17 protein-coding genes and 1 pseudogene are annotated in these 22292 nt (G+C 64.3%); 13 read left to right on the top strand and 5 right to left on the bottom strand.

Features of this window, described 5'->3' with window-relative positions:
- Positions 1 to 7: 7 nt before the first annotated feature.
- Entirely contained in the window at positions 8 to 1228 is a 1221-nt protein-coding gene (locus tag BLU04_RS14790; protein ID WP_093287727.1) for an oligogalacturonate lyase family protein, read from the bottom strand.
- Positions 1225 to 1578, bottom strand: coding sequence for a hypothetical protein (locus BLU04_RS16645; protein WP_157895385.1), 354 nt, complete (start codon positions 1576 to 1578; stop codon positions 1225 to 1227). Before BLU04_RS16645 ends, BLU04_RS14790 begins: the two co-directional genes overlap by 4 nt.
- Before the next feature lie 9 nt (positions 1579 to 1587).
- Between BLU04_RS16645 and BLU04_RS14785 the strand changes: the two genes are divergently transcribed.
- The 5 genes and pseudogenes from BLU04_RS14785 (at position 1588) to BLU04_RS14765 (ending at position 6710) form a co-directional block, all read left to right on the top strand.
- Positions 1588 to 2781: a rhamnogalacturonan acetylesterase gene (locus tag BLU04_RS14785; RefSeq protein WP_157895384.1), complete on the top strand. Its 1194-nt coding sequence runs from the start codon at positions 1588 to 1590 to the stop codon at positions 2779 to 2781.
- A 118-nt stretch (positions 2782 to 2899) separates the two neighbouring features.
- Positions 2900 to 4189 (top strand): MFS transporter, encoded by a 1290-nt coding sequence (locus BLU04_RS14780; protein WP_162274696.1) that lies wholly within the window; start codon positions 2900 to 2902, stop codon positions 4187 to 4189.
- A gap of 12 nt (positions 4190 to 4201) precedes the next feature.
- Complete coding sequence (locus BLU04_RS14775) at positions 4202 to 5095, top strand: rhamnogalacturonan acetylesterase (protein ID WP_093287719.1); 894 nt, start codon at positions 4202 to 4204, stop codon at positions 5093 to 5095.
- 35 nt (positions 5096 to 5130) lie between these two features.
- Positions 5131 to 5934 (top strand): annotated as a pseudogene (locus BLU04_RS14770) (alpha/beta hydrolase); the annotation flags it as partial.
- Positions 5886 to 6710, top strand: coding sequence for a GDSL-type esterase/lipase family protein (locus BLU04_RS14765; protein ID WP_093287717.1), 825 nt, complete (start codon positions 5886 to 5888; stop codon positions 6708 to 6710). The pseudogene BLU04_RS14770 and the gene BLU04_RS14765, both read left to right, overlap by 49 nt.
- 267 nt (positions 6711 to 6977) lie before the next feature.
- On the opposite strand, the gene BLU04_RS14760 is transcribed toward BLU04_RS14765, so the two are convergent.
- Together BLU04_RS14760 and melA are read right to left on the bottom strand one after the other, a co-directional pair.
- Positions 6978 to 9539 carry a carboxypeptidase regulatory-like domain-containing protein gene (locus tag BLU04_RS14760; protein ID WP_157895382.1) on the bottom strand — a complete coding sequence of 854 codons (2562 nt, stop codon included), beginning with the start codon at positions 9537 to 9539 and terminating at the stop codon, positions 6978 to 6980.
- A gap of 443 nt (positions 9540 to 9982) precedes the next feature.
- Complete coding sequence (melA, locus tag BLU04_RS17115) at positions 9983 to 12160, bottom strand: alpha-galactosidase (protein WP_093287712.1); 2178 nt, start codon at positions 12158 to 12160, stop codon at positions 9983 to 9985.
- A 192-nt stretch (positions 12161 to 12352) separates the two neighbouring features.
- Here melA and BLU04_RS14750 point away from each other — a divergent pair, with 192 nt between their 5' ends.
- The 3 genes from BLU04_RS14750 to BLU04_RS14740 all read left to right on the top strand — a co-directional run bounded on the left by BLU04_RS14750 (position 12353) and on the right by BLU04_RS14740 (position 17348).
- Entirely contained in the window at positions 12353 to 13105 is a 753-nt protein-coding gene (locus tag BLU04_RS14750) for an AraC family transcriptional regulator (protein ID WP_162274695.1), read from the top strand.
- Between the two features lie 28 nt (positions 13106 to 13133).
- A complete protein-coding gene (locus BLU04_RS14745) occupies positions 13134 to 14201 on the top strand; it encodes a substrate-binding domain-containing protein (RefSeq protein ID WP_093287707.1) in 1068 nt (355 codons plus the stop codon).
- A 111-nt stretch (positions 14202 to 14312) separates the two neighbouring features.
- Positions 14313 to 17348: an alpha-mannosidase gene (locus tag BLU04_RS14740; RefSeq protein WP_093287704.1), complete on the top strand. Its 3036-nt coding sequence runs from the start codon at positions 14313 to 14315 to the stop codon at positions 17346 to 17348.
- A 72-nt stretch (positions 17349 to 17420) separates the two neighbouring features.
- Here BLU04_RS14740 and BLU04_RS14735 read toward each other — a convergent pair whose 3' ends face one another.
- A complete protein-coding gene (locus BLU04_RS14735; protein WP_093287702.1) occupies positions 17421 to 18341 on the bottom strand; it encodes a hypothetical protein in 921 nt (306 codons plus the stop codon).
- Positions 18342 to 18410: 69 nt separating this feature from the next.
- On the opposite strand from BLU04_RS14735, the gene plsY reads away from it, so the two are divergent.
- The 5 genes from plsY to rpe all read left to right on the top strand — a co-directional run bounded on the left by plsY (position 18411) and on the right by rpe (position 22252).
- The gene (plsY, locus tag BLU04_RS14730; protein ID WP_197672971.1) at positions 18411 to 19070 is read left to right on the top strand and encodes a glycerol-3-phosphate 1-O-acyltransferase PlsY; all 660 of its coding nucleotides are present in this window, start codon (positions 18411 to 18413) and stop codon (positions 19068 to 19070) included.
- Between the two features lie 36 nt (positions 19071 to 19106).
- Positions 19107 to 20006: an NAD(P)H-dependent glycerol-3-phosphate dehydrogenase gene (locus tag BLU04_RS14725; protein WP_093287696.1), complete on the top strand. Its 900-nt coding sequence runs from the start codon at positions 19107 to 19109 to the stop codon at positions 20004 to 20006.
- A gap of 84 nt (positions 20007 to 20090) precedes the next feature.
- Complete coding sequence (locus tag BLU04_RS14720; protein ID WP_231964875.1) at positions 20091 to 21158, top strand: M42 family peptidase; 1068 nt, start codon at positions 20091 to 20093, stop codon at positions 21156 to 21158.
- Between the two features lie 14 nt (positions 21159 to 21172).
- Complete coding sequence (locus BLU04_RS14715) at positions 21173 to 21559, top strand: VOC family protein (protein WP_093287694.1); 387 nt, start codon at positions 21173 to 21175, stop codon at positions 21557 to 21559.
- A gap of 15 nt (positions 21560 to 21574) precedes the next feature.
- Positions 21575 to 22252: a ribulose-phosphate 3-epimerase gene (rpe, locus tag BLU04_RS14710; RefSeq protein ID WP_093287691.1), complete on the top strand. Its 678-nt coding sequence runs from the start codon at positions 21575 to 21577 to the stop codon at positions 22250 to 22252.
- Positions 22253 to 22292: the final 40 nt, after the last annotated feature.

The raw sequence follows: 22292 nt of genomic DNA, 5'->3' as shown, positions 1-22292 counted from the left end.
AGGGGCGTTAGCGCCGGAACTCTTTCGGCATCTCGACGGCGTAGGCTTGCGGCTTGCCCGAGAAGGTCGCGGTGAACGTCACCCAGCGCTGGTCCGGGGTGAGGTGGGGATTGGGCTCGGCGGCCTTGTAGTCGTTGGCGGCCATGGTGCAGAGCTTGATGGGACGAAGGGCTCCCTTTTCGGGGACGAGGATGTACATGGCCTGCAAGGCGGGGTTCGTCTTATTGGTCCCCCCGTCGCAGACGAAGAATTTCCCGTCGGGAGAGTTCGTGTAATGGATCGAGCCGAAGGGGGGGACGATCGGGTAGCGGGTGATTTCCCCGGTGGCGATGTTCTTGCCTTCGAGGAAATGCTTGTCGGGCGTGTTGCGGTAGAGGTGGTCGTACCAGACGGTGGTGCCGTCGCTCGACCAGAATTCGTGGCCGGCGATCTCGTTCTCCTCGGTGCGCTTGAGGACGAGCTGCGGCTGCGAGCCGTCGCCGATGCGGAGGAGCCAGATGCGGTCGACCTTGGCCCAGTTGCCTTCGTGGCAGTACATCAGGAGCTTCGGATCGGTGGGCGAGAACTGGACGTGGCCGAGCCAGGTGTCGATCCGGTGGAGTTCGGTGACCTTCCCCGTCTTGATGTCGGCGGCCAGGAGTAGGTTGGTTTCATGGCGCTCGAGGATGTCGTTGAAGGCCTTGCTTTGATTCGGCGGCGTGGTGAGCGGCTTGTCGTTCTGATGTTCCTTGGCGAGGCCTCCGGTCCCGACGACGAGAGTCTCGTCGGCATTGACCGCCAGCCCTCCGGTGCAGACGAACTCGGCGGGGATGTCGGCGACTTTCCTGGTCTTGAAATCGAGAAGGTTCGTGACGTAGATCGCGTGGTCGTTGTCGCCGGTGAAATAGAGGTTGCCGGAGGCGGGTGCCAGAACCTGGTTCTTTGTCATCAGGTCGGTGAGCTTGCGCAGTTCGCCGGTCTTGAAGTCGTAGCGGTACATCAGCCCTGCCGTATGGCCGGAGCCGGGATCGAGATGGCGGACGAGGGTGTAGCGGCTGTCCGGGGTGGTGCTGGCCTGGGTGAAGTAGATGACGCCGGCGGCGGGATCGAGGCTTTTGGAGAGGTGGACGATTTGGGCTCCCGTGTCGGAATCCTTGAATGCGTCGGCAAGGGGGGCGTCGGCGGCATGGGCGATCAGCGGGGAGAGTGCTCCCACGAGGAGCCATGTGAAGAGGGGGAGGGGATTCATTGCGGTGTGAAGGTCTCGTTTTCGTTCGGCGACTCGGCGGAATGATGCTCGTCCGCGCAGTGGCCGGGTGAGGGGGAGTGTAATTGTAATTGCAATAAATTGCAGTAAAAAAATGTAAATAAATTGACTCTCACGCCACGATTGTTTAGTGTGTTTGCCGTGTTTGCTGCGCTGTCGGCAACGACTTCTTCATCTACATTTCGGTCCGAAAAGGGCGCAACCTTATCTTTTTCCGTCCCATGTTGTCCCGCCTGGCCTTCTTTGCCCTTCTGGCGTTCTTTCCGATCGCTTCTTCCGCTGCCAAGGAGTGGAAATTTGATTTCGGTCCCGCCCCGGCTCAGGACGGGCATGTGCAGGTTTTGGCGACATCGACGTACTCGAAGGAGGTGGGCTACGGCTTCCTCGACGCGTCGGAGGTTTCGGGCGTCGACCGCAAGACCGAGGGCTCCCGTGGCAGCTTCTGCACGGCGTCCTCGCCCTTCGTCTTCGCCGTCGACCTGCCCGAAGGGAACTACGACGTGAAGGTTACCTTCGGCGATCCGGCCGAGGCGGCCTCGACGGCGATCAAGGCCGAGGCGCGCCGCCTTCTTCTGGCGGAGACTCCCACGACGGCAGGGCAGATCGAGTCCCGCACCTTCACGCTCAATGTCCGCACGCCTGCCATTCCCGGCGGCGGCGAGGCCGCCATCGATGCCCGGGAAAAAGGGACGCCCGACTGGGACGACAAGCTGACGCTCGAATTCAACGGGAAGCGTCCCTGCATCGCCTCGGTTGAGATTTCCGAGGCACCCTCCGCTGTCACGCTCTTCATCGCGGGAGATTCGACCGTCACCGACCAGCCGAACGAGCCGTGGTCGGGCTGGGGCATGATGCTGCCGTCTTTCCTTCAGCCCGGCATCGCCGTCTCGAATCAGGCGCACTCGGGGCTCGCCCTGTTCAGTTTTGAGTCACAGAAGCGTCTCCAGAAGATCCTCGCGACGATGAAAAAGGGGGACTACCTCTTCATTCAGTTCGGCCATAACGACCAGAAGGACAAGCGTCCAGGAGCCGGAGCAGCGACGACCTACACCGCCGATCTCAAGCGCTATGTCGAGGCGGTCCGAGCGAAGGAAGGGCTGCCGGTCCTCGTCACCTCGATGGAGCGGCGGCTCTGGAAGGGGGACGAATTCCAGCCCAGCCTGGGAGCCTATGCCGACGCGGTGAGGCAGGTGGGGCAGGAGATGAATGTGCCGGTGATCGATCTCAATGCGATGAGCATGGTCTTTTACAAGGCGCTCGGGCCGGAGCCGTCGAAGCAGGCCTTCGTCCATTATCCGGCGAACACCTTCCCGGGCCAGGACAAGCCCCTGGCCGACAATACTCACCACAACGCCTACGGCGCCTACGAATTGGCCCGGTGCATCGTCGAGGGAATCCGGGCGCAGGTTCCTGCCCTCGCGCCCTTTCTGCGTGAGGGAATCGGAACCTTCGATCCGGCCAAGCCCGACGCGCCGTCGAGCCTCGGCATCCCGCCCAGTCTCTCCCAGTCGGTCGAAAAGCCGGCCGGAAATTGAGCCGTTCAGAGCGAAATCGAGTATGGAGTCCTCCGTCATTGTTCCCGACGAGCCGAACCCGGCACCGTCGCAGCCCCGTCAATGGAGGGTGGGAACGCTGGCGTACGGGAGCGCTGGTTTGGCAGTTCTCCTGGCTTGGCTGCTGTGGGGGGATTTCGCCCTTTCCCTCCGCGACCGCGCCGTGGTGCCGATCGTCCAACTCCTCTTCAAGCGTTTCGGAGCTTCCGACACGACGGTCGGCATCCTTTACTCCTCGCTGCCGTCCCTGCTCGGCCTCACCGTCGGGCCGATCATGGGGTATTGGTCGGACCGTTACCGCTCCCGACTCGGACGCCGCATTCCGTTTCTTCTGGGGACGACCCCCTTCATCGTCCTCACCATGGTCGGGATGGCGTTCTGCTCCCAGTTGGGAGCGTCGCTTCACGTACTCCTGGGGAGTCGCTCGCCGGGGCTCGGGGCGTGCTCGCTCGGTATGCTGGGCACCTTCTGGTTTTTCTTCGAGATGTGCTGCGTCACGTTGACGCCGATCTATCAGGGCCTGTTGAACGACGTCGTTCCGCAAGAGGTCATGGGGCGGGTCATGGGGCTCGTTCGCGCCTTCAGCCTCGGCGCGGGGATCGTCTTCAATTACGGAATGATGGGCATGGCGAAGACCCATTACATCGGGATCCTCCTGGCCGTCGCCGTCCTCTACGGCGTCGGCCTCACGATGATGTGCCTGCGCGTGAAGGAGGGAGGCTATCCTCCGCCTCCGGAGTCTCCGGCTGCGACCGAGGGCGGCGGCTTGGCGGGATACTGTCGGGAAAATTTCGGGCTCGGCTATTACCGACTCTACTTCGCGACGGTGGTGCTCATCTGCCTTTCTCCGCTCGCGTTCAATCTCTTTTCCCTCTTCTATGCGGACAGTGTCGGCATGAGCATGGACTCCTATGGGAAATGCATCGCCCTGACCTTCGGCATTTCCTTGCTCCTGGCCTATCCCCTGGGCGCCTTGGCCGATCGTTTCCATCCCCTGCGCGTGACCATCGCGGGGCTCGTTCTCTATGCCGCGGCGATGGCGATCTGCCCTCTTTACGTCCACGATGCCACGTCGTTCGGCGTGGCGCTGGTCGTTCATGGCGTCCTTTCCGGAGTGGCCATGACCGCCGCGGCATCCTTGGGGCAGCGTCTTTTGCCGAGGTCGAAGTTCTCCGAGATGGTCTCCGTCACCAGCGCTCTCTTCAGCCTCGTCCAATTCGGGTTCGCCCCGGCGCTCGGATTGCTTCTCGACCGGACGGGGCACGGTTACGTCCACACCTTCCACGTCAGCGTCGCGATGACGATCCTTGCCGTGATCGCAGGCCTCTTCCTCTATCGCCGTTTCGTCGCCTTGGGCGGGCCTTCCGGCTACCGGCCGCCCGAAATCTAACCTCACTCCCCTATGAAAAAAACGCTCCTGTTCTTCCTGCCCTTCCTCGCCCTTTCCTCGGTACTGGCCCAGAATGAGATCAATCCCGTCGAGAAGGAACCGACTCCGACCAAGCGGCAGGTTGATCCTTCTCTCCCGACCCTCTTCATTGTCGGCGATTCGACGGTCGAGAACGGCAATGCCGGGCACGTCGGCTGGGGCGAGCCCTTGGTCTCCTATTTCGACCTCAAGAAGATCAACGTCGTCAATATGGCGATTGGCGGGCGAAGCAGCCGTTCCTACATCGAGGAAGGCCGGTGGGCGGCTGTCCTCTCCAAGATGAAGGCGGGCGACTTCCTCCTCGTCCAGTTCGGCCACAATGACGGCGGCTCCCCGAGCGATCCGAAGCGCGGAGACCGCGCCACCCTCAAGGGGGGAGGAGACGACACGGTGAATGCCGTGAACCCCAAGAACCAGCAGGAAGTCGTCGTCCATTCCTATGGCTGGTATATGCGTCAGTATGTCTCCGACACCAAGGCGAAGGGTGCGACGCCTATCGTCTGCTCCCTGATTCCCCGCAAGCTGTGGGGAAGCGAAGGCAAGATCGGCCATTCCACCGATTACGGGGCCTGGGCCCAGGACGCGGCCAAAGCCGCCGGGGGTCTCTTCATCGATCTCAACGGGATCATCGCCGACCGCTACAACGCGATGGGGAAGGAGAAGGTCGACACCCTCTTCGCCGACGAGCACACCCACACCAACGCCGCCGGGGCGGAGATCAACGCCGAGTCGGTCGTGATGGGCCTCAAGGGCCTTGCCGACAATCCTCTGGCGTCGTTCTTCTCGGACAAGGGTGCCGCCGTCAGTGTCGCTCCCCCCATCGCGGAAGCGGCTTCGGCACCGGCGCCGACGGCTTCCAATCCTTGAAAACGGCGTTCCTAGGGGCTCTTGTTCTGGGGGTGATGCTGGGGGGGCTCTGCGCGGCGGGCGCCCAGCAGAAGATCGCCCTGTACGACGGCCCCGCGCCGGGAAGCCATGGGGAAGGCGAGGTCGATAAGCCGTACCTCCTCGTCTTCCTTCCGGAGGGCGACGCCTCCGGAGCCGTCGTCATCTGCCCGGGCGGAGCCTATGCCCATCTTTCGATGGAGACCGAGGGGACGAATGTGGCTCGGTGGTGGCAAGCGCACGGCGTGGCCGCCGCCGTGTTGCGGTACCGATTGCCGGGGGAGGGCTACCGGCATCCCGCCCCCTTGCAGGACGCCCAGCGCGCGCTGCGCCTCGTCCGCAGTCATGCCGAGGAATGGCATTTCAGTCCGCAGCGCGTCGGGATCATGGGATTCTCGGCCGGAGGTCACTTGGCATCGACGCTGGAAACCCATTACGACGGAGGTGATCCCGCGTCGGCCGATCCGGTGGAGCGCATCGATTGCCGTCCCGACTTCGCCGTGTTGGTTTATCCGGTGATCTCGATGACGGACGGCGTCGCCCATGCGGGTTCGAAGGCGAACCTCCTGGGTCCCTCTCCCGATCCGGTGCTGGTGGCATCGCTCTCGAACGAGACCCAGGTGACCTCCCGGACGCCGCCCACGCTGATCGTCCGGGCCGTCGATGACAAGTCGGTCGACCCCGGGAATGGGAACCTCATGCTCGCCGCCTTGCAGAAGGCGGGAGTTCCCTCGACGCTTCAGGAGTATCCGAAAGGTGGCCATGGCTTCGGATGGGGAAGGCCTTCTTCTCCCGTCGGCTGGCTCGACGCCGTGGCTCGCTGGCTGAACGAGCAGGGAATTTCTCTCGTCTCGACATCCCCGCCGGAGTCGTCCTCCTCGCCCGCTTCCACCGATTCGACATCGACCAAGGAAGAGAAATCCCTCCCTCCGTCGGGAAGCGGGGCGGAGAAAAGCGAAGAAAAGCGGCCGCTTCCGGAGATCCCATCGAAGCACCCAAGCGGATTCGCGTTGCCTGCGTTGGGGACAGCATCACGGCGGGTTACGGACTGCCTTCCACGGCCCAATCGTATCCGGCCCAGCTTGGAAAATTACTGGGGGAAGGTTGGGAAGTCGGGAATTTCGGCAGTTCCGGCAAGACTCTTCTCAAGAATACCCTGGCTCCCTATTGGAAGACCGGCGCGTTGAACAAGGCCCTTGCCTTCAAGCCCGATGTCGTGGTCATCCAGCTCGGGACGAACGACACGAAACAAGAATACCTCAAGCTCAAGGGCGATTTCGTCGGCGACTACAAGGCGTTGATCGCTCTTTTCCAAAAACTCGACACGAAGCCACGTATCTTCCTCTGTCGTCCTCCCTTCATCTTTCGAGCAGACAGCGGGGGAGACACGGAAGAGGGCCTTGAGCAGCTCTTGCCCCTCATCGACCAAGTCGCGACGGAAACGGGTCTGCCAGAAATCGACAACCATGCGGTCACTGGCGACAAGGGAGCGCTTTTCCCCGACAAACTCCATCCGAATCAGGAGGGAGCAGGCATCCTTGCCCGCACGGTTTACCGCGGGATTACCGGAAAGTCGTTTGAAGTAGTGATGCCCTGATCTGCGAATTCGGGCTTTTCGGGAAAGAGTACTGCATCTTTCTTTTAATGCCCAAAAAAGAGCCCAAAAATTTGGTAAATGCGTTTTTACTCTGAGGGCAACTAGGTTCGAGTCCTAGCGCGGCAACTTTTTCTCTCTCTGAGGGAAAGACTCCTCTCTAAGGGGGAGTAATCAGGGGAACTCTGGAATCATCCAGAGCAGCGCGTCTAGGTGGCACCAGCTTTTCTGTCCTCTTCGTGGCGAAAACTCTCTCTTTAACAATCCTGCTTAAGGGATTGGTGGCTTGCTCACTGTTGCTATCTTTAATTCGGGCTGCATCGTTCCTAGGTCGAGCCGCTTCGTTTCCTCGCCGAGAGTGAACTCGGTCGTCGCGATATAAACAGGCATCCCCTCTGCCGTGGCCGGTCGTGGCGAACGGAAGTGAATCACAAGGCGGTACTTGCCGGGAGCCACGCCATCAACATGGAACACTCCATCGGGATCGATCTCGAAAGCCCCAGTGAAGGCAGCCCCCGAAAAGCACGGCATCAACCGTCCTTGGATCGCCAGAGGCTCGAAACGCGACATGTCGCCGGGGAGCGTCAGCCTACCGCAGATCGATCCTTCACCTCTCCCCCGCAGGTCGATCTCCGTCACTGAGCCCTCGACCACCTCGATAAACGGCATGTGGCCCCAAGCCAACCCCGCTACCGCCATCTGAGCCAAACCGGCCCGCAAATGGCCGAAGAAAAGGCCCCCCTCTTCCGCCGTAGCCTGCTTTTCAAGCAAGATCGCCGGTAGGGCCGTTGGACCTTTTTCATCGGGAAAAAAGAGTGAGATATGGCTGCCGACAGGTAAAGGAGAGGTCTTAACTCGGACACCGGCCCACGCCTGGAGTCGGAGCACGGAAGTCCCCAGCACTTCTTCGCTGGTCGTTACGAGATAACCGATATCGGGATGGAGAACGACGACTGGAAAGTTCGCTTCCTGCGCAGGAAAGTCGTAGCTCCCTTTCTCGTCTGTCTCTACGGTCCAATGCTCATCCTCCTGGATAACCCTTCCCGCTCGGATCGTGGCGACACCTCCGGTCCCGACCACGGTCAACCGTGCGCCTTCAACAGGCTTCCCTTCGGGCGAAACCACCGTTCCAGAAACATCGGCAATGGGCGACAATGGAAAGTCGATCACGACATTCCCTTCTCCACGCGCAATGCGCCGGGAAACGGAGGGAAGATACCCATTCGCCTCGATCCGAATCCGTTGAAACGGCTCTTCCCCTGGTCCCCCGCCATGACCCACGCTCAAGAAGTCGTATCGTCCGAAGTGATGGAGATACCTTCCCTCCCGATACTCGACAGGGCGGCGAAGGCGGGGATCATTCCAAAATGGCACCGTCTGTCCCCCGAACTCTTTCCCTGCCAGCAACGTGAAGATCGGAATCGGCAGCCCCGTCCGCGCGTCGACGACGCTCCCTTCCACGCGAAGAGGTCGCCGCATGCGAAAGACCAGCGGATCGGCCTGAACCCGCAACTCTCCCATCTGGACCTCGAAGTCCTCGTGAACGAGAAGGCACCAGACGGAATCGTCCGGCCCATGTTCCCAGACGAACTCACCGTTCTCATCCGAATCGGCAAACCAGTTTCGCAGCGAGCGATGTCCGCGCCAACTATGCGGCCCAAGGTGAACCCCGGCCACCGGCTTCCCCTCGGCATCGACAATCCGCCCTCGAATCGGCGTCCCCTCGGAAAGGACCACCCGCAGCGGCACCGAAGGGACATCGATGAAAAGCTCGATCAACTCGGGCGCATATCCCGGCGCAATGAAGGTCAGAATCGGCCGGTCCCGGCCTCCTTCGAGGGAAAGGGCTCCGAAGCGAAACCGCCCCGCCACATCGGTGATCGTCGAAGGCCGCGTCACCGAATCGGACCCCGCCTCCCCGAAAAAGACCTCGACCCCGTTCAAGGGAACTCCCGCCGCATCGATAACCGTTCCCTCACAGACGGAGCCGTCCCTCACGATCAGCACCGCCTCTCTGGCGCGGAACGCCTCGGCAGGAGGGAGCGGGTCGATTCGTTCCCGGACATACTCTGGGTGGGCGACGGCTACACTCATGCGGATGAGATCGGACGGAGCCTCGGAGAAAGTCCAGCGTCCTTCCGCATCGGTCACCGCCTCCCGCTCCCACAGATCATTGAAGACCTGCGCGCCCTCGCGGTCCCCGGAGGAACCTCGCAGAATCAGGACCACCCGGGCATGGCCGACCGGCTCTCCCCGGCGATTTCGGACCACGCCCCCGATCGTCCGCCGCCGTTCCATTGTTAGGACAAAGGTCTCGGGCAATCGCGCTGTCTGTCGATTCCAGCTCCAGGAAACCAGGCGCGGCACCCGCTCCGAATGGACGACCCGGATGCTCAGATACTGAGAGCCAGAAGCGAGGGGAGGCACCACCGCCGTCCCGTCGGCCCCGGTCTTGAGTTGGTTTTTCGCCGCAGGACTTGCCTCGATGGAAAGAACAGCACCGACAATCGGCTCTCCCGTTTCAGGATCGACGACGCGAAACAGCATACCTCCCTCCGTCCGGGTTCTGGAAAGGACCGCCTCCTTGAATTCAGCCCAATTCTTGAAGCCATGTTCCCGGGCGATCACCCATTGCGCGTCATTCAGCGCGGGCGGCTCCTCCTTCGCTCCTCGTAGGGAGACAAAACGCGCCAGAGCTTCGGGGGCTCCCGTCGCGTGGGCCTTCAGCAGAGATTTGGCCTCGTTCCTGTAGAAATCGAGGTTGGGACGGGGCGGCAATTGCCGTGTAGGGGAACCGCTGGGACGAGGGAAATCGGGCTGCGATCCGGACATAAGACCTCCATGCGTGGTGCCTGGGGTCCGCCGTCAGGCCGCACAAAGGTTGAACGGCGCTGCTTCTTCGTCAAGTGGACAACGTCCTTTCCGCGGACCGGGATGCGCCCTTTTGCGCGGCCTCATTGAAGCCTCGAAACGGCAAAGCGTCAAGTTTTCGAGAGGCAGGCTCGCGCTTCAACGAAGACTATAACAATCTGGGCCCATAAATAGGTGAGAGGTGCCGCCCTTCTTCGGGCGGTGTGCTTGAGCGAAAGCCTCTCTACGGCTCCCCTATGCTCGTCGTCGTTCTCCTTCGGGCTGCCTCCTCCCGCCGCCTCGCGGGCCTTCGCTTCGTTTCTCCTCGCTAGAGGGCAAGGTTCCCTTGACGGCCCTAGGGCTGTTGTGAGCTTTGAGTGGGTTGCGTGAGGTTTTACTGAACGATGAAGGGGTGAAGCCCGGCCTTATCGGGCGAACTCGACGCGGGTGAAGTGGTTGGGGTTGGCGTGGGAGTCGAAGTGGCCGCCGAGGGAGGTGCGGCCGCCGCTGTGGGCGTCGCCGAGGGCGGTGACGTTGGCGTAGACGTCGAAGAGGAGGCTCTCCGCCGTGGAGCTGATTCCGGCGGTGGCGAAGGGGATCTCGATCTCGATCTCGTAGCCCGCGCCTTTCCGGCTCGGGGTGATGCGGGGGGCGAGGCCGGGGAACGGTTTCCGTGCGCTGGAGAGGCAGGTGACTTTCTTCGCGCCGGGCTGGGGGAGGAGGAAGAACGGGGTGATCGGATCGCTGTCCGAGGCGGCGAAGAAGAGTTCGACGGTCGATCCTTCCCAGGTGACGGCGGAGGGGGTGATCTTCGAGTCGTCGACGGCGATGCGGAAATGGATCGACCGGTTTTTGACTTTTAGCGTTCCTTCGGCGGCGGGGAATCCGGCGAGCTTCAGCTCGAAGCGGGCTCCCTCTCCTCCCGCTTGGAGGACGGTGCGGGGGCGGACGAGGTAGTCTTTGGTGAGGATGTCGGAGGAGGGGCTTTCGAGGCGGAGGGCGAGGCCTTGGGAAAGGGGCGTCCCGTGGGGGAGGGTGACCGGCTTGCGGACGGTCTTCCCGGCGGGGACGGCGATCTTGAGCTTGAGCGGGGGCCGGGAGGAGAGGCGGCTTCCGTAGGGGGTGGCGCGGAGCTCGAGGGAGGCGGTGACGGCCTTGGGGCGGGGGTTGATGACGACGACCTCGGCGTGGAGCGTGCCATCCTTTTTCCTGCTGGTGGCTTTTTCGTCGAGGCGGATGTCGGCGATGAGGCGGTCTCCGGTGCCGGCCCAGGCGCGGCCGGTGTGGGGGATGACGGGGGCGAAGTCGCCGAGGAGGCCGACTTTCTGGTGGGCTTCGATGAGGTCGTCGCACATGGCCCAGATCTTGTCGAGGGGGAGGACGGTGGCGGTGTGGGGGTCCATCATCACGGCGTGGTAGATGTGTTCCCGCTTTCCGGTGAGGGCGGCTTCGACGGTGAGGTCCTGGACGTTGATGTTGCTCTGGCAGAGGGCGGCGAGCTGGGGCGGGAGGGTTCCCACGTGGGTCGGCTGGATGCCCTGGGCGTCGACGAGGCAGGGAACCTCGACGCAGGCCCCGGCGGGGAGGTTGTCGATGAGGTTCCGGTTGGGGACGTTCCCGTAGATGACGCGGGGGGTGTCGGTCTCCCGCGAGTGGATGATGTAGGAGCCGTATTCGTGGGACTGGGGGTGGACGACGATGCCGTCCTTGCCGCCGAGGAGCTCGGCCTCGGTCTTTTCCCAGGTGCCGATGATCGCCTCGCAGCGGCGGAGGTATTCGTCGATGGGGACGTCGAACCGCTCGATCACCTTTTTCCCGTGGTGGATGAAGTAGGGGACGTATTCGCTCTGGTGTTCGCTCGACTCGGTGACGAAGTAGCCGGTGCGGCGCATCATCTCGAAGCGGACTTTCTCCGCATTGAAGCCGGGCTTGTCGAGGAGGGCGAAGAGGAGGGGGTAGGCGTCCTGGCCCTTGTACTCGAACTTCAGGAAGAAGGCCATGTGGTTGATCCCGGCGACCTTGTAGGTGACGTCCTCGAAGGGGAGCCCGGCGAGGGTGGCGAGCTGCTGGGAGGTGCCCTGGACGGAGTGGCAGAGGCCGACGTGGGGGATGCCGACGGCGCGGTGAACGGCGGTGCAGTTCATCGCCATCGGGTTGGTGTAGTTCAGCAGGAGGCAATCGGGGGCGCCGACCTCGGCGATGTCCTGTGCGATGCGGTTGATGACGGGGATGGTGCGGAGGGCGCGGAAGACGCCGCCGACGCCGAGGGTGTCCCCGATGGTCTGGAGGAGTCCGTATTTGCGGGGGATCTCGAAGTCGATGACGGTGCCGGGCTTGTAGCCGCCGACCTGGACGGTGCAGATGACGTAGCGGGCGCCGCGGACGGCCTCGCGGCGGTCGAGGGTGGCGGTGACCGTGGCCTTCACGCCGAGGGCGGCGACGATCCGTTCGGCCATGACCTTCGCCACCTTGAGGCGGGCGGGATCGATGTCCATGAGGCAGAGGGTGGCGTCGGAAAGTTCGGCGAACTGGAGGACGTCGCTGATGAGGTTCTTGGCGAAAACGACCGATCCGGCACCGATGAGGGTGATCTTGAGGCTCATGGTTCCACGCTGTCACGAAGCGGCCCCGGGGCCAGAAAATACTTGTGACATGGTTTATCATTTTTGTGATATAGATGGGTCATGGGAAATGAGGTCGAAGATCTGATTCTGGTGCCGTTCGGTATTTCCATGGAGAAACAGGGTGGGCCCCGTTATTCCTGGGACAACCAGGCGCGAGGGGACGATTTTTTTGTGATATTCCAGTACACCTACCGGGGCCGGGGGACGATCGAGTTCGGCGGGAAGGCCTATGACGTGCCGCCGGGGCACGCCTTCATCGCGATGATCCCGGAGGCGAGCCGCTATTACTATCCGCCGGAGGAAAAGGGGGAGTGGGTCTTTTCCTGGATCAATTTCTACGGGGACTTGGCGTTCCGGCTCTGGGGCGGATTGCGGGAGCGGGGCGGCCCGGTGGTGGCGCTGGCCCCGGCGGCGGTGCGGCTGCTGGAGGCGCTGATCGCGCGGGCGCGGAGCCGCGCCTGGCGCGATCCCTACGAGGTGAGCGGCGACGCGTACCGCTTTTACCTGGAGGTCCTCCGGCATGTGCGGCCGGTGCAGCGGAAGACGGCGGAGCCGCTGGCCCGGGCGATCGCCCACCTGCGGAACCATTACCAGACGCCGCTGCGGATCAAGGAGGTGGCGGCGCTGGTCGAGATGAGCCGGGAACACTTCACCCGGCTCTTCTTCAAGCAGATGGGGGTGAGCCCGGCGCTCTTCCTCCGGCAGATCCGGCTGGAGATGGCGGCCCGCCTGCTGCGGACGACGGAGCTGCCGGTGGCCGAGGTCGCCTTCCGGAGCGGCTTCGCCTCGGCGACGCAGATGGGGGTCTTCTTCAAGCGGCGGAACCGGCTCTCCCCGACGCTCTATCGTCGGCGGAACCGGAGCGAAGCGGGGAAGCCGGGGCCGAAGCAGAAGCGGCTGGCGTCGGCCAAGGCGATTCGGTAAGAGCCTTCCCGTTATCCTTTGAAGAATCATGGCGAGACCCGCTGACAAGCTCCGGGCGGTGGTGGAGGTGATCCGGGCGCGGATTGCCCACGGGAGCGACGCGCTCCGGGGGATGCCGGGGGAGCGGCAGCTGGCGATCGAGCTGGGGGTGAGCCGCCAGACGGTGCGGAGCGCGATCGGGCAGCTGGAGCGCGAGGGATGCCTGGCCCGGCTGCCGAACGGGCGGATCGGGGCCGCTGCCGGGAGGGAGGGGAGCGCGCGGCGGCCGGAGATCGGGTTCGTCCGGCGCGCGGAGGGATCCCAGGAGAATGCGTTTTGGCTGAACGGGATCACCCGGGCCGTCGACGGACGGGCGACGGTGCGGGAGGTTTCCTTCGACCACTTCGGCGATCCGGCGCTCGCGGCGGCGCTGGAGGCGTTCGACGGGATCTTCCTCCATCCGTCGAGGGAAAGTGCCTCGCCGTGGCTGGGGGAGCGGCTCCGTTCCTCCCGGTGCCGGGTGGCGATTCTCGATTTCGACTGGACCGCCTACGGCCTGCCCTCGATCTCGGTCTTCCCGGCGCGGGCCGAGTGGAAGCTCCTCGAGCACCTGCGGGACCTGGGCCATCGGCGGGTCGATTGCGTCAACGCGCAGCCCCTCGATCCGGTGATCGAGGCCCGCATCGCGGCGTGGCGGGAGGGGCTGGCGGAATTCGGCCTCACGGGCCGGCTTCATTCCGATCCGGGCTACCCGGCGGTGGAGATGGCCTATCGCCTGATGCGGCGGAAGCTGAAGGCGCGGGAGCGGTCGCCGCTCGGCACCGCGCTGCTCTGCGTGACCGGCCCCGCCGCTGTCGGGACGCTCCGCGCCTGCGCCGACGAGGGGATCGCGGTGGGGCGCGACCTCTCCGTGGTGGCGATGAATGACGAGGGGCTGGGCCCCTACCTGACGCCCTCGCTGACCTGCCTCCAATCGCCGCCCCGGGAGAATTTCCTCCTTTCGGCCGTCGAATGGATGATCGGAAGGAAGGAGTGGCAGGGGTCGCTGTGGGTGGAGCCGAAGGATATCCCGATGTTCGTCGGGGAATCGTCGGGTGCGGCCCTGCGATCGTTTTAATCCTTTTTGACCCGGGGCCCCTTTGTTGCTTTGATTGTTTGATTATTTGGCCTTTCTGAATCGACTTGCCAAAACTGAGTTAACATACCAATTTTGGTATTAATATTATTTATGCTGAAGCACCCCGAAATCACCAAGGGCCGCCTGGTCCGTTTTGCGAGCGAACTCAAGGCTGTTCTCTATCCGCGCTCCGTGGCGTTGGAAAAGCTGGAGACCTATGCCGCGCCGGGCCGGATTGCCTATGCCGAGGCGGTGAAGGGGAAGTTCCGGCCCGCGAAGGTCGGGGAGCGTTTCGGCCCCGGCTGGTCGACCCATTGGTTCCGCATCGGCTATGCGGTGCCGAAGGAGTGGGCGGGCGAGGAGGTCCTCCTCCACTTCGATTCGTCGTCCGAGGGGTGCGTCTGGCGGGACGGGGTGCCGATCCAGGGATTGACGAGCTATAATTGGGGGCCGGAGGAGATCCGCTCCCACTACACCCTCGCCGCGAAGGCGAAGGGGGGGGAGCGGGGCGTCTTCTACGTCGAGGGGGCGATCAACGGGATGTTCGGCCTGAGCGACGGCGGCGGGCGGACGCAGGACGAGGCGCTGGGCCACCTCCGGCAGGCGCGGCTGGTGACGCGGGACCGGCTGGCCTGGGACCTGATGTGGGACTTCGCGGTGATCAAGGAGATGGCCGAGCGGCTTCCCGCCGACGGCCTCGCCCAGGGCCCCGCGCTGACGGCGGCGAACGAGATCGTCAATACCGTGGTCCTGGGCGACCGCTCGACGTACGCGGCGGGACGCGCCATCGCGAAGAAGTTCCTGGCCGCGAAGAACGGGGACCGGACCCATCACGTCTCCGCCATCGGCCATGCCCACATCGACACCGCGTGGCTGTGGCCCCTGGCCGAGACGATGCGGAAGTGCTACCGGACGTTCTCGACCGCCGTCCTGATGATGGACACTTATCCCGAGTACAAGTTCGTCTGCTCCCAGGCCCAGCAGCTGGCCTGGATCAAGGTACAGCAGCCCGCGCTCTACGCGAAGCTGAAGGAGAAGGCGAAGACGGGGCAGTTCGTCCCGGCGGGCGGCACGTGGATCGAGCCCGATTGCAATATTCCCTCGGGGGAATCGCTGGTGCGGCAGTTCCTCGCCGGGCAGCGCTTCTTCAAGCGGGAGTTCGGCTCCTATTGCGAGGAGTTCTGGAATCCCGACGTCTTCGGCTACAGCGGCGCGCTGCCGCAGATCCTGCGCGGGGCGGGGATCGAGTACTTCCTGACGCAGAAGCTTTCCTGGAACCAGCTGAACCGGCCGGCGAGCAGCACCTTCCAGTGGGAGGGGATCGACGGCTCGCGGGTGTTGACCCACTTCCCGCCAACCGACACCTACAACGCGGTCTGCACGGTCGAGGAAATCCAGAAGCACATCACGAATTTCAAGGACAAGGAACGGGCCGCCGAGAGTTACCTGCTCTTCGGCTTCGGCGACGGCGGCGGCGGGCCGACGGAGGAGATGGTGGAGCGGCTGCGCCGGATGAAGAACGTCGCCGGACTTCCCGAGGTGGCGATGCGGACGCCGCGCGAGTTCTTCAAGCGCTGCGACGAGAACCTGAAGGACCCGACGGTCTGGTCGGGCGAGCTTTACTTCGAGCTTCATCGCGGCACCTACACGACGCAGGCCGCGAACAAGCGGGACAACCGGCGCAGCGAGGAGCTGCTCCACGACGTCGAGTTCCTCTCCTTCCTGGCCCGTTCCCTCAAGGGGGCGAAGTATCCGCAGGCCGAGATCAACGGCCTGTGGGAGACGGTCCTCCTCAACCAGTTCCACGACATCATCCCCGGCTCCTCGATCCGCGAGGTCTATGAGGATTCCGACAAGGATTATGCCCGCGTCCTCGGCTCCGCCGGAAAGCTGCGGGAAGAGGCGCTGGCGAAGGTCGTCCCGGCGGGGAATGGGAAGGGCAAGAATGTCCTCGCCCTCAACACGCTGGGCTGGCCCCGCCGCGAGGTGGCCTCGCTCGGCGGGAAATGGACTTTTGCCGAGGCACCGGCCTACGGCTATACCGTGGCGGCTCCGGCGGCGGCCCCAGCGGCCCCGGTCAAGGTGACGCTGGGGAAGAACGGCTTCACCCTCGAAAACGGTCTGGTCCGGGCGAAGTTCGACGGGCAGGGGCGGCTCGTCAGCTTCCTCGACAAGCGGGAGGCCGACGGAGGCCGTGAGACGGTCGAGGCCGGGAAGAAGGGGAATCAGTATGTCCTCTTCGAGGATCGGCCCGAACGTTGGGATGCCTGGGATACCGACATCTATCACCTGGACAAGCGGACCGACGTCGATGCGGTGAAGGCGCTCCGCGTGGTCGGGGACGACCCGCTGCGGGCGACGGTCGAGGTCGAGATGACGGTGAGTGCGAAGGCGACGCTGACGCAGCGCATCTCGCTTTCCGCCGAATCGCCCCGGCTCGACTTCGAGGCCGAGGTCGACTGGCGCGAGAAGGACCGTTTCCTGAAGGTCGAGTTCCCGCTCGCCCTCCGCAGCGACTACGCGACCTTCGAGATCCAGTTCGGCCACGTTCGCCGGCCGACCCATTTCAACACGACGTGGGACTTCGCCCGGTTCGAGGTCAGCGCGCACAAGTGGGCCGATCTTTCGGAGCCCGCCTACGGCGTCGCTCTCCTCAACGACTCGAAGTACGGCTACGCCTGCCACGGCAATGTGCTGCGGCTCTCCCTCCTCCGCGCCCCGAAGTCGCCCGATCCCGAGGCCGACATGGGGGTCCATCGCTTCCGTTACGCGCTCTATCCCCATGCGAACGGGCCGCAGCTCGGCGGGGTCATCCCGGAGGCGGCGGCGTTCAATCAGCCGTTGCAGGTTTCGGCGACGGGGGCGGCTCCCGGGGCGAAGGGCTTCTTTGCTAGCACGAACCCGGCGGTGGTGATCGACACGATCAAGAAGGCCGAGGACTCGGACGACCTCGTCGTCCGTCTCTTCGAGTCTCACGGCGCGCACCAAAACGCCACGTTCCGCAGCGCCTTCCCGATCGCGAAGGCGGCGAAGGTCAACCTGCTGGAGGAGGGAGGCAAGGCGGTCCCCGTCGGCAAGGAGGGGATCAAGCTGGCGTTGCGCCCCTTCGAGGTGGTGACGCTGAAGCTGGCGCTGAAGAAGGGGTAGTTTCTGCTGCCAGCGAAAAGCCCCACCCCTCCGAGGAGGGGTGGGGCTTTTGTTTTTACCGGAGGAAGGCGCTTACTTCAGCGTGGCGAAGAAGGCCTTGGCCCCGGCGACGGTGGTGATCGATTCGGAGAGGGTGCCGATCTGCCACGTCTCTTCATGGCTGCGGCTGGCGCCGACGGGGAGGGGGCCGAGGGGGGCGAGGGTTTCGAGCTCGAGGATGTCCTTGTTGGTGAAGAGCTCGAAGTTCGAGCCGTCGTCGGGGTAGGTGCCGCCGGGGGCGGGGACGGTCTTGGCGAAGTAGTGGTTGCCCAGCTGGTAGGCGACCCACTTTTCCTGGAAGTGGAGGCCCATCTTGAAGCATTTGGAGTCGGCCTCGTGGCGGACGAACCAGAACTCCTTCTCGAGCGTGAGGCGGGGGTCGTTCAGGTGGCTGTACTTCCAGAGGACGACGCGGCGGTTGGACTGGTAGTCGTCGACGTTGACGGGGGTGCCGGGGGGATTGTCGAGGGGATGGAGCTTCGGGGCCGACTGGGGGAGGACGGCGGTGCCGCCGGGCGCCATGACGCTGAGGGCCCAGGGGGTGACTTCGAGGGGCTTCGTCCCGCTGTTCGTGAGGGTGTGGAGGACGGTGAAGCGGCCGTTGCCGAGGGAGGCGATGCGCAGGGTCTTCTGCCAGCCGTGGTCGGACTGGGCCGGGGAGGCGATCTCGACGGTGTTGTCGTCGATCTTCCGGTAGTCGACGGGGACGTTGTCGGGGGTGTAGCTCTCCTCGTTCTCGGGCGCGGTCCAGAAGCGGTGGCCGCCGCGGATCTTCCATTCCTCCTCCCCGGCCCGGCCGATCTGGTCGGGGAACTCGCAGAAGAGATTCTTCCCGCCGATGGGGGCGGCGTGGAGGATGCGGGGGCCGACGTCGAGGGTGATGACGAGTTCGGCGATGCCGTCATTGAGGCGGAGGTTCCGTTTCCAGCCCTTGAATTCGATTTCGGAGATCATGAGTGGGGGGGAGGCTACAGCGTATTTCAGATTGCCGCAAGACAGTCGGAGCGGTAGAACGCTCCCCCTGTGGAATTGCCCTATTTTATCGAAACCGGTTCCCGTCACCTGCGGATGGCGGCGGCGGTGATGTTGTGTTTCTCTTTCCTGATCGGGTCGATCCCGTTCGGATTCCTGCTGGGTAAGTGGAACGGCCTCGACCTGCGCAAGCACGGCAGCGGCAATATTGGCGCGACGAATGTCTGGCGGGTATTGGGCTGGAAGTGGGGTCTTCCGGCGTTTCTCCTCGATTTCTTCAAGGGCTTCCTTCCCGCCTTCATCTTCGTCTTCTTCGTCCCCCACGGGCGGCGGATGGAGTGGGAGGTGGCCGTGGTGCTGATCGGCCTGGTGGCGACGCTGGGGCATAACTTCACGCCGTGGCTGGGCGGCAAGGGCGGCAAAGGGGTGGCGACCTCGGCGGGGGCGATCGCGGCCTTCATGCCCGAGGCCTTCCTCGTGATCCTGGCGGTCTGGGGGGCCTCCTTCTGGCTGACCCGCATCGTCTCGCTCGCCTCGATCCTCGCCTCGGCGGTGCTCCCGGTGGCCGCCTTCGTCCTCTATCCGAACAAGCGGATCTTCTTCGTTTTCGGCCTGCTCGCGGGCGGGATGACGATCCTCCGGCATCGGGCGAACATCGAGCGCCTCCTCCGCGGCGAGGAGAAGCGGATGGGTTCCCCGAAGGCGAAGTAACGGCGAAGCAGAACCCCGCCCCTTTTCCATTTTTCCATGAAAGTCGGCATCCTCGGCGCGGGAAAGTGGGGGACGGCGATGGGGGACGTCCTCCTCCGCAACGGCCATGAGCCGATTTACCGCCATCACGGCGATGCGGCCGAGGGGTGGCCCCCGGGCATCGACTTCCTCATCGTCGCGATCCCCGTCCAGGCGATGCGGGCGACGCTCTCCCGCTTCCCCGCCCCGGGTGTTCCGGTCCTCTCCCTGAGCAAGGGGCTCGAGGTCGGCACCGGACTGCGGGTGAGCGAGATCATCGGGCAGGTCTGGCCCGGGACCGAAACGGCGGCCCTCTCCGGCCCGAATTTCGCCTCGGAGATCGCCGCCGGGCTTCCCGCCGCCGCCGTCGTCGCCGCCGGGAGCGAGGCCCTCGCCGAACGGCTCCAGGCCCTCTTCCACCATCGTTCTTTCCGGCTTTATCGCTCGACCGATCTGACCGGGGTCGAGTTGGGCGGGGCGTTGAAGAACGTCTACGCCATCGCGGCGGGGCTCTGCGTCGGGATGAACCTTGGTCACAACGCCTTCGCCGCGCTGTTGACCCGTTGCCTTGCCGAGATGACCCGGATCGGCGTCCGCCTCGGCGGGAGGCCGGAGACCTTCGCCGGGCTGAGCGGGGTGGGCGACCTCCTCCTGACCTCGGGAAGCGAACTGAGCCGCAATTACCGCGTCGGCAGCCTGCTGGCGGGGGGGAGGACGCTCCAGGCCATCCTGGCCGAGGTCGGCGTCGCGGAAGGGGTCGAGACGGCCCGGTCGCTCTACAGCCTCGCGGCGGTCCCCGCCGAGGCGAAGCCGGTCGCCTGCCAGGTCTACGCGATCCTCTTCGAGGGCCTCCCCCCGCAGCGGGCGGTGGCCGGATTGATGGAGCGGGCGGCGGCTCCCGAGATTCGTCCGGTCTAACGGAAGAGGGAGGGCGTTGGGAGGGGATCTTTTTTAGGCCCTTTTCAATTGGGCGAAATGAGATACCTTGGTGGGCCTATCTCTATGAGACAAAAATCCCTCGATTTCCTGCGGAAGCTTCTTGAAACCCCCAGCCCTTCGAGCGGGGAGGCGGCGGGGCAGCGGGTCTGGCTCGATTACGTTTCCGAGTTCGCCGACGAGACGGGGAGCGATGCCTACGGCAATTCGTGGGCGATCCTGAACCCGAAGGGCTCCCCCCGCATCATGGTCGTCGGCCACGGGGACGAGATCGGCTTCCAGATCCAATATATCTCGGAGGAGGGCTTCCTCTACTTCGCCCCGGTCGGCGGTCCCGATCCGGCCCTGGCCCGCGGCCAGCGCGTCCACATCCATCATGAGGGGAAAAAGACCCTCGGCGTCGTCGGCTCCCTCGCCGTCCACATGCAGGAGCGGGACAAGAAGCCCGAGGTCCCGGCCTGGCACGATCTCTTCATCGACATCGGCGCCAAGAACCGCAAGGACGCCGAGAAGCGGGCCGCCGTCGGCGACCTCGTCACCTACACCGCCGGCTTCGAGCAGCTCAACGGCGATGTCTATGTCGCCCGCGCCTGCGACAACCGGGTCGGCACGTTCGTCGCGGCGGAGACCCTCCGCCTCGCCTCGGAGCTGAAGGGGATCGACGTCTGCCTGATCGCGGTCTCGACGATCCAGGAGGAGAACGGCCTCTACGGCGCGAGCATGGTCGGCTACTCCCTCCAGCCCGACGCGGCCCTCGTCGTCGACGTCGGCCACTCGACCGACATGCCGCTGGCGAACGCCAAACGCTTCGGCGACATCAAGCTCGGCAAGGGGCCGGTCCTGAACCGGGGCAGCGTGAACCATCCCGTCCTCGTCGAGCGCCTCGCGAAGACGGCGAAGGCGAAGAAGATCGACATCCAGCTGAGCATCGACGCCCGCTGGTCGGGCACCGACGCCGACGCGATCTTCAAGCAGCGCGGTGGCGTCCCGACGGCGGCCCTCGGCATCCCGAACCGCTACATGCACAGCCCCGTCGAGGTGATCGACCTCGGCGACCTCGTCAACCTTTCCGAATGGCTCTGCGCCTTCACCGCCGGGGTGAAGGAAGGGGAGAAATTCAAGGTCAAAATCTAAACCCTTCCCATCCCATGCCCGTCCTCCGCCTCCTCCACACCCGTTATCGGGTCGAAGACCTCGAAAAGACCGTCTCCTTCTACAAGGAGGTCCTCGGCCTCGAGCAGGTCAGCTCCCACACCTCCTCGCGCGGCTCGACCTTGGTCTTCTTCAAGGTCCCGGGCAGCGAGGAACTGATCGAGATCTGCCACTATCCGAAGAGCGGCCCCGTCCAGGTCGGCCCCGACCTGACCCACCTCGCCTTCGAGGTCGCCGACATCGAGGCCTTCGCCGCCGAGGCCGCCGCGAAGGGCTATCCCTTCAGCGAGGGGCCCTCGGCCCCCTCGGCCTCGGGCTCCCGGATCGGCTTCATCGACGCCCCCGAGGGGTACGAAATCGAGTTGATCGAGAAGAAGAAATAGGGTCCCCTGTCATCCATGAAGCCGATCCTCCTGGCCCCGTCGATCCTGGCCGCCGACTACGGAAACATTGAGCGCGATGTCCGTGCCGTCGAGGCCGCGGGGGTCGATTGCCTCCATGTCGACATCATGGACGGCCACTTCGTCCCGAACATGACCTTCGGGCCCGACTTCGTCGCGATGCTCCGCCGGATCACCCGGCTCCCGCTCGACGTCCATCTCATGATCCAGCAGCCGGACCGCTACGTCCGCTCCTTCATCGAGGCCGGGGCCGACACGATCACGATCCACCTCGAGGCGTATCATGACGTGGGCCGGACCCTCGACCTCATCAAGAGCATGGGCTGCCGCGCCGGGATCGCCGTCAATCCGCTGACGCTGATCGAGAAGGCCGAGAAGTACATGAAGCGGGTCGACCTGGTCCTCTGCATGACGGTGAACCCGGGGTTCGGCGGGCAGCCGTTCATCATGGAAGTGCTTGAGAAGGTCCGCTTCGCCCGTCTCTTCCGGGATCAGAATAATCTCAATTACGACATCGAGGTCGACGGCGGCCTCACTGCCGACACGATCGGACCGGCGGTTGTCTCGGGGGCGAACTTGATTGTCGCGGGGTCGTCGATCTTCGGGAAGCAGGACATTCCGGCGGCGGTGAAGCTTCTGCGGCAGAAGGCGGCGGAGGCGAACGCGGCGGGGTAGGGGTTTGGGGGCGCGTCCTTCGCGCCGTTTTGCGGAGTGC

Source organism: Verrucomicrobium sp. GAS474, from assembly GCF_900105685.1.
GTDB lineage: Bacteria > Verrucomicrobiota > Verrucomicrobiia > Methylacidiphilales > GAS474 > GAS474.
This window is presented reverse-complemented; position numbering and strand designations above follow the sequence as displayed.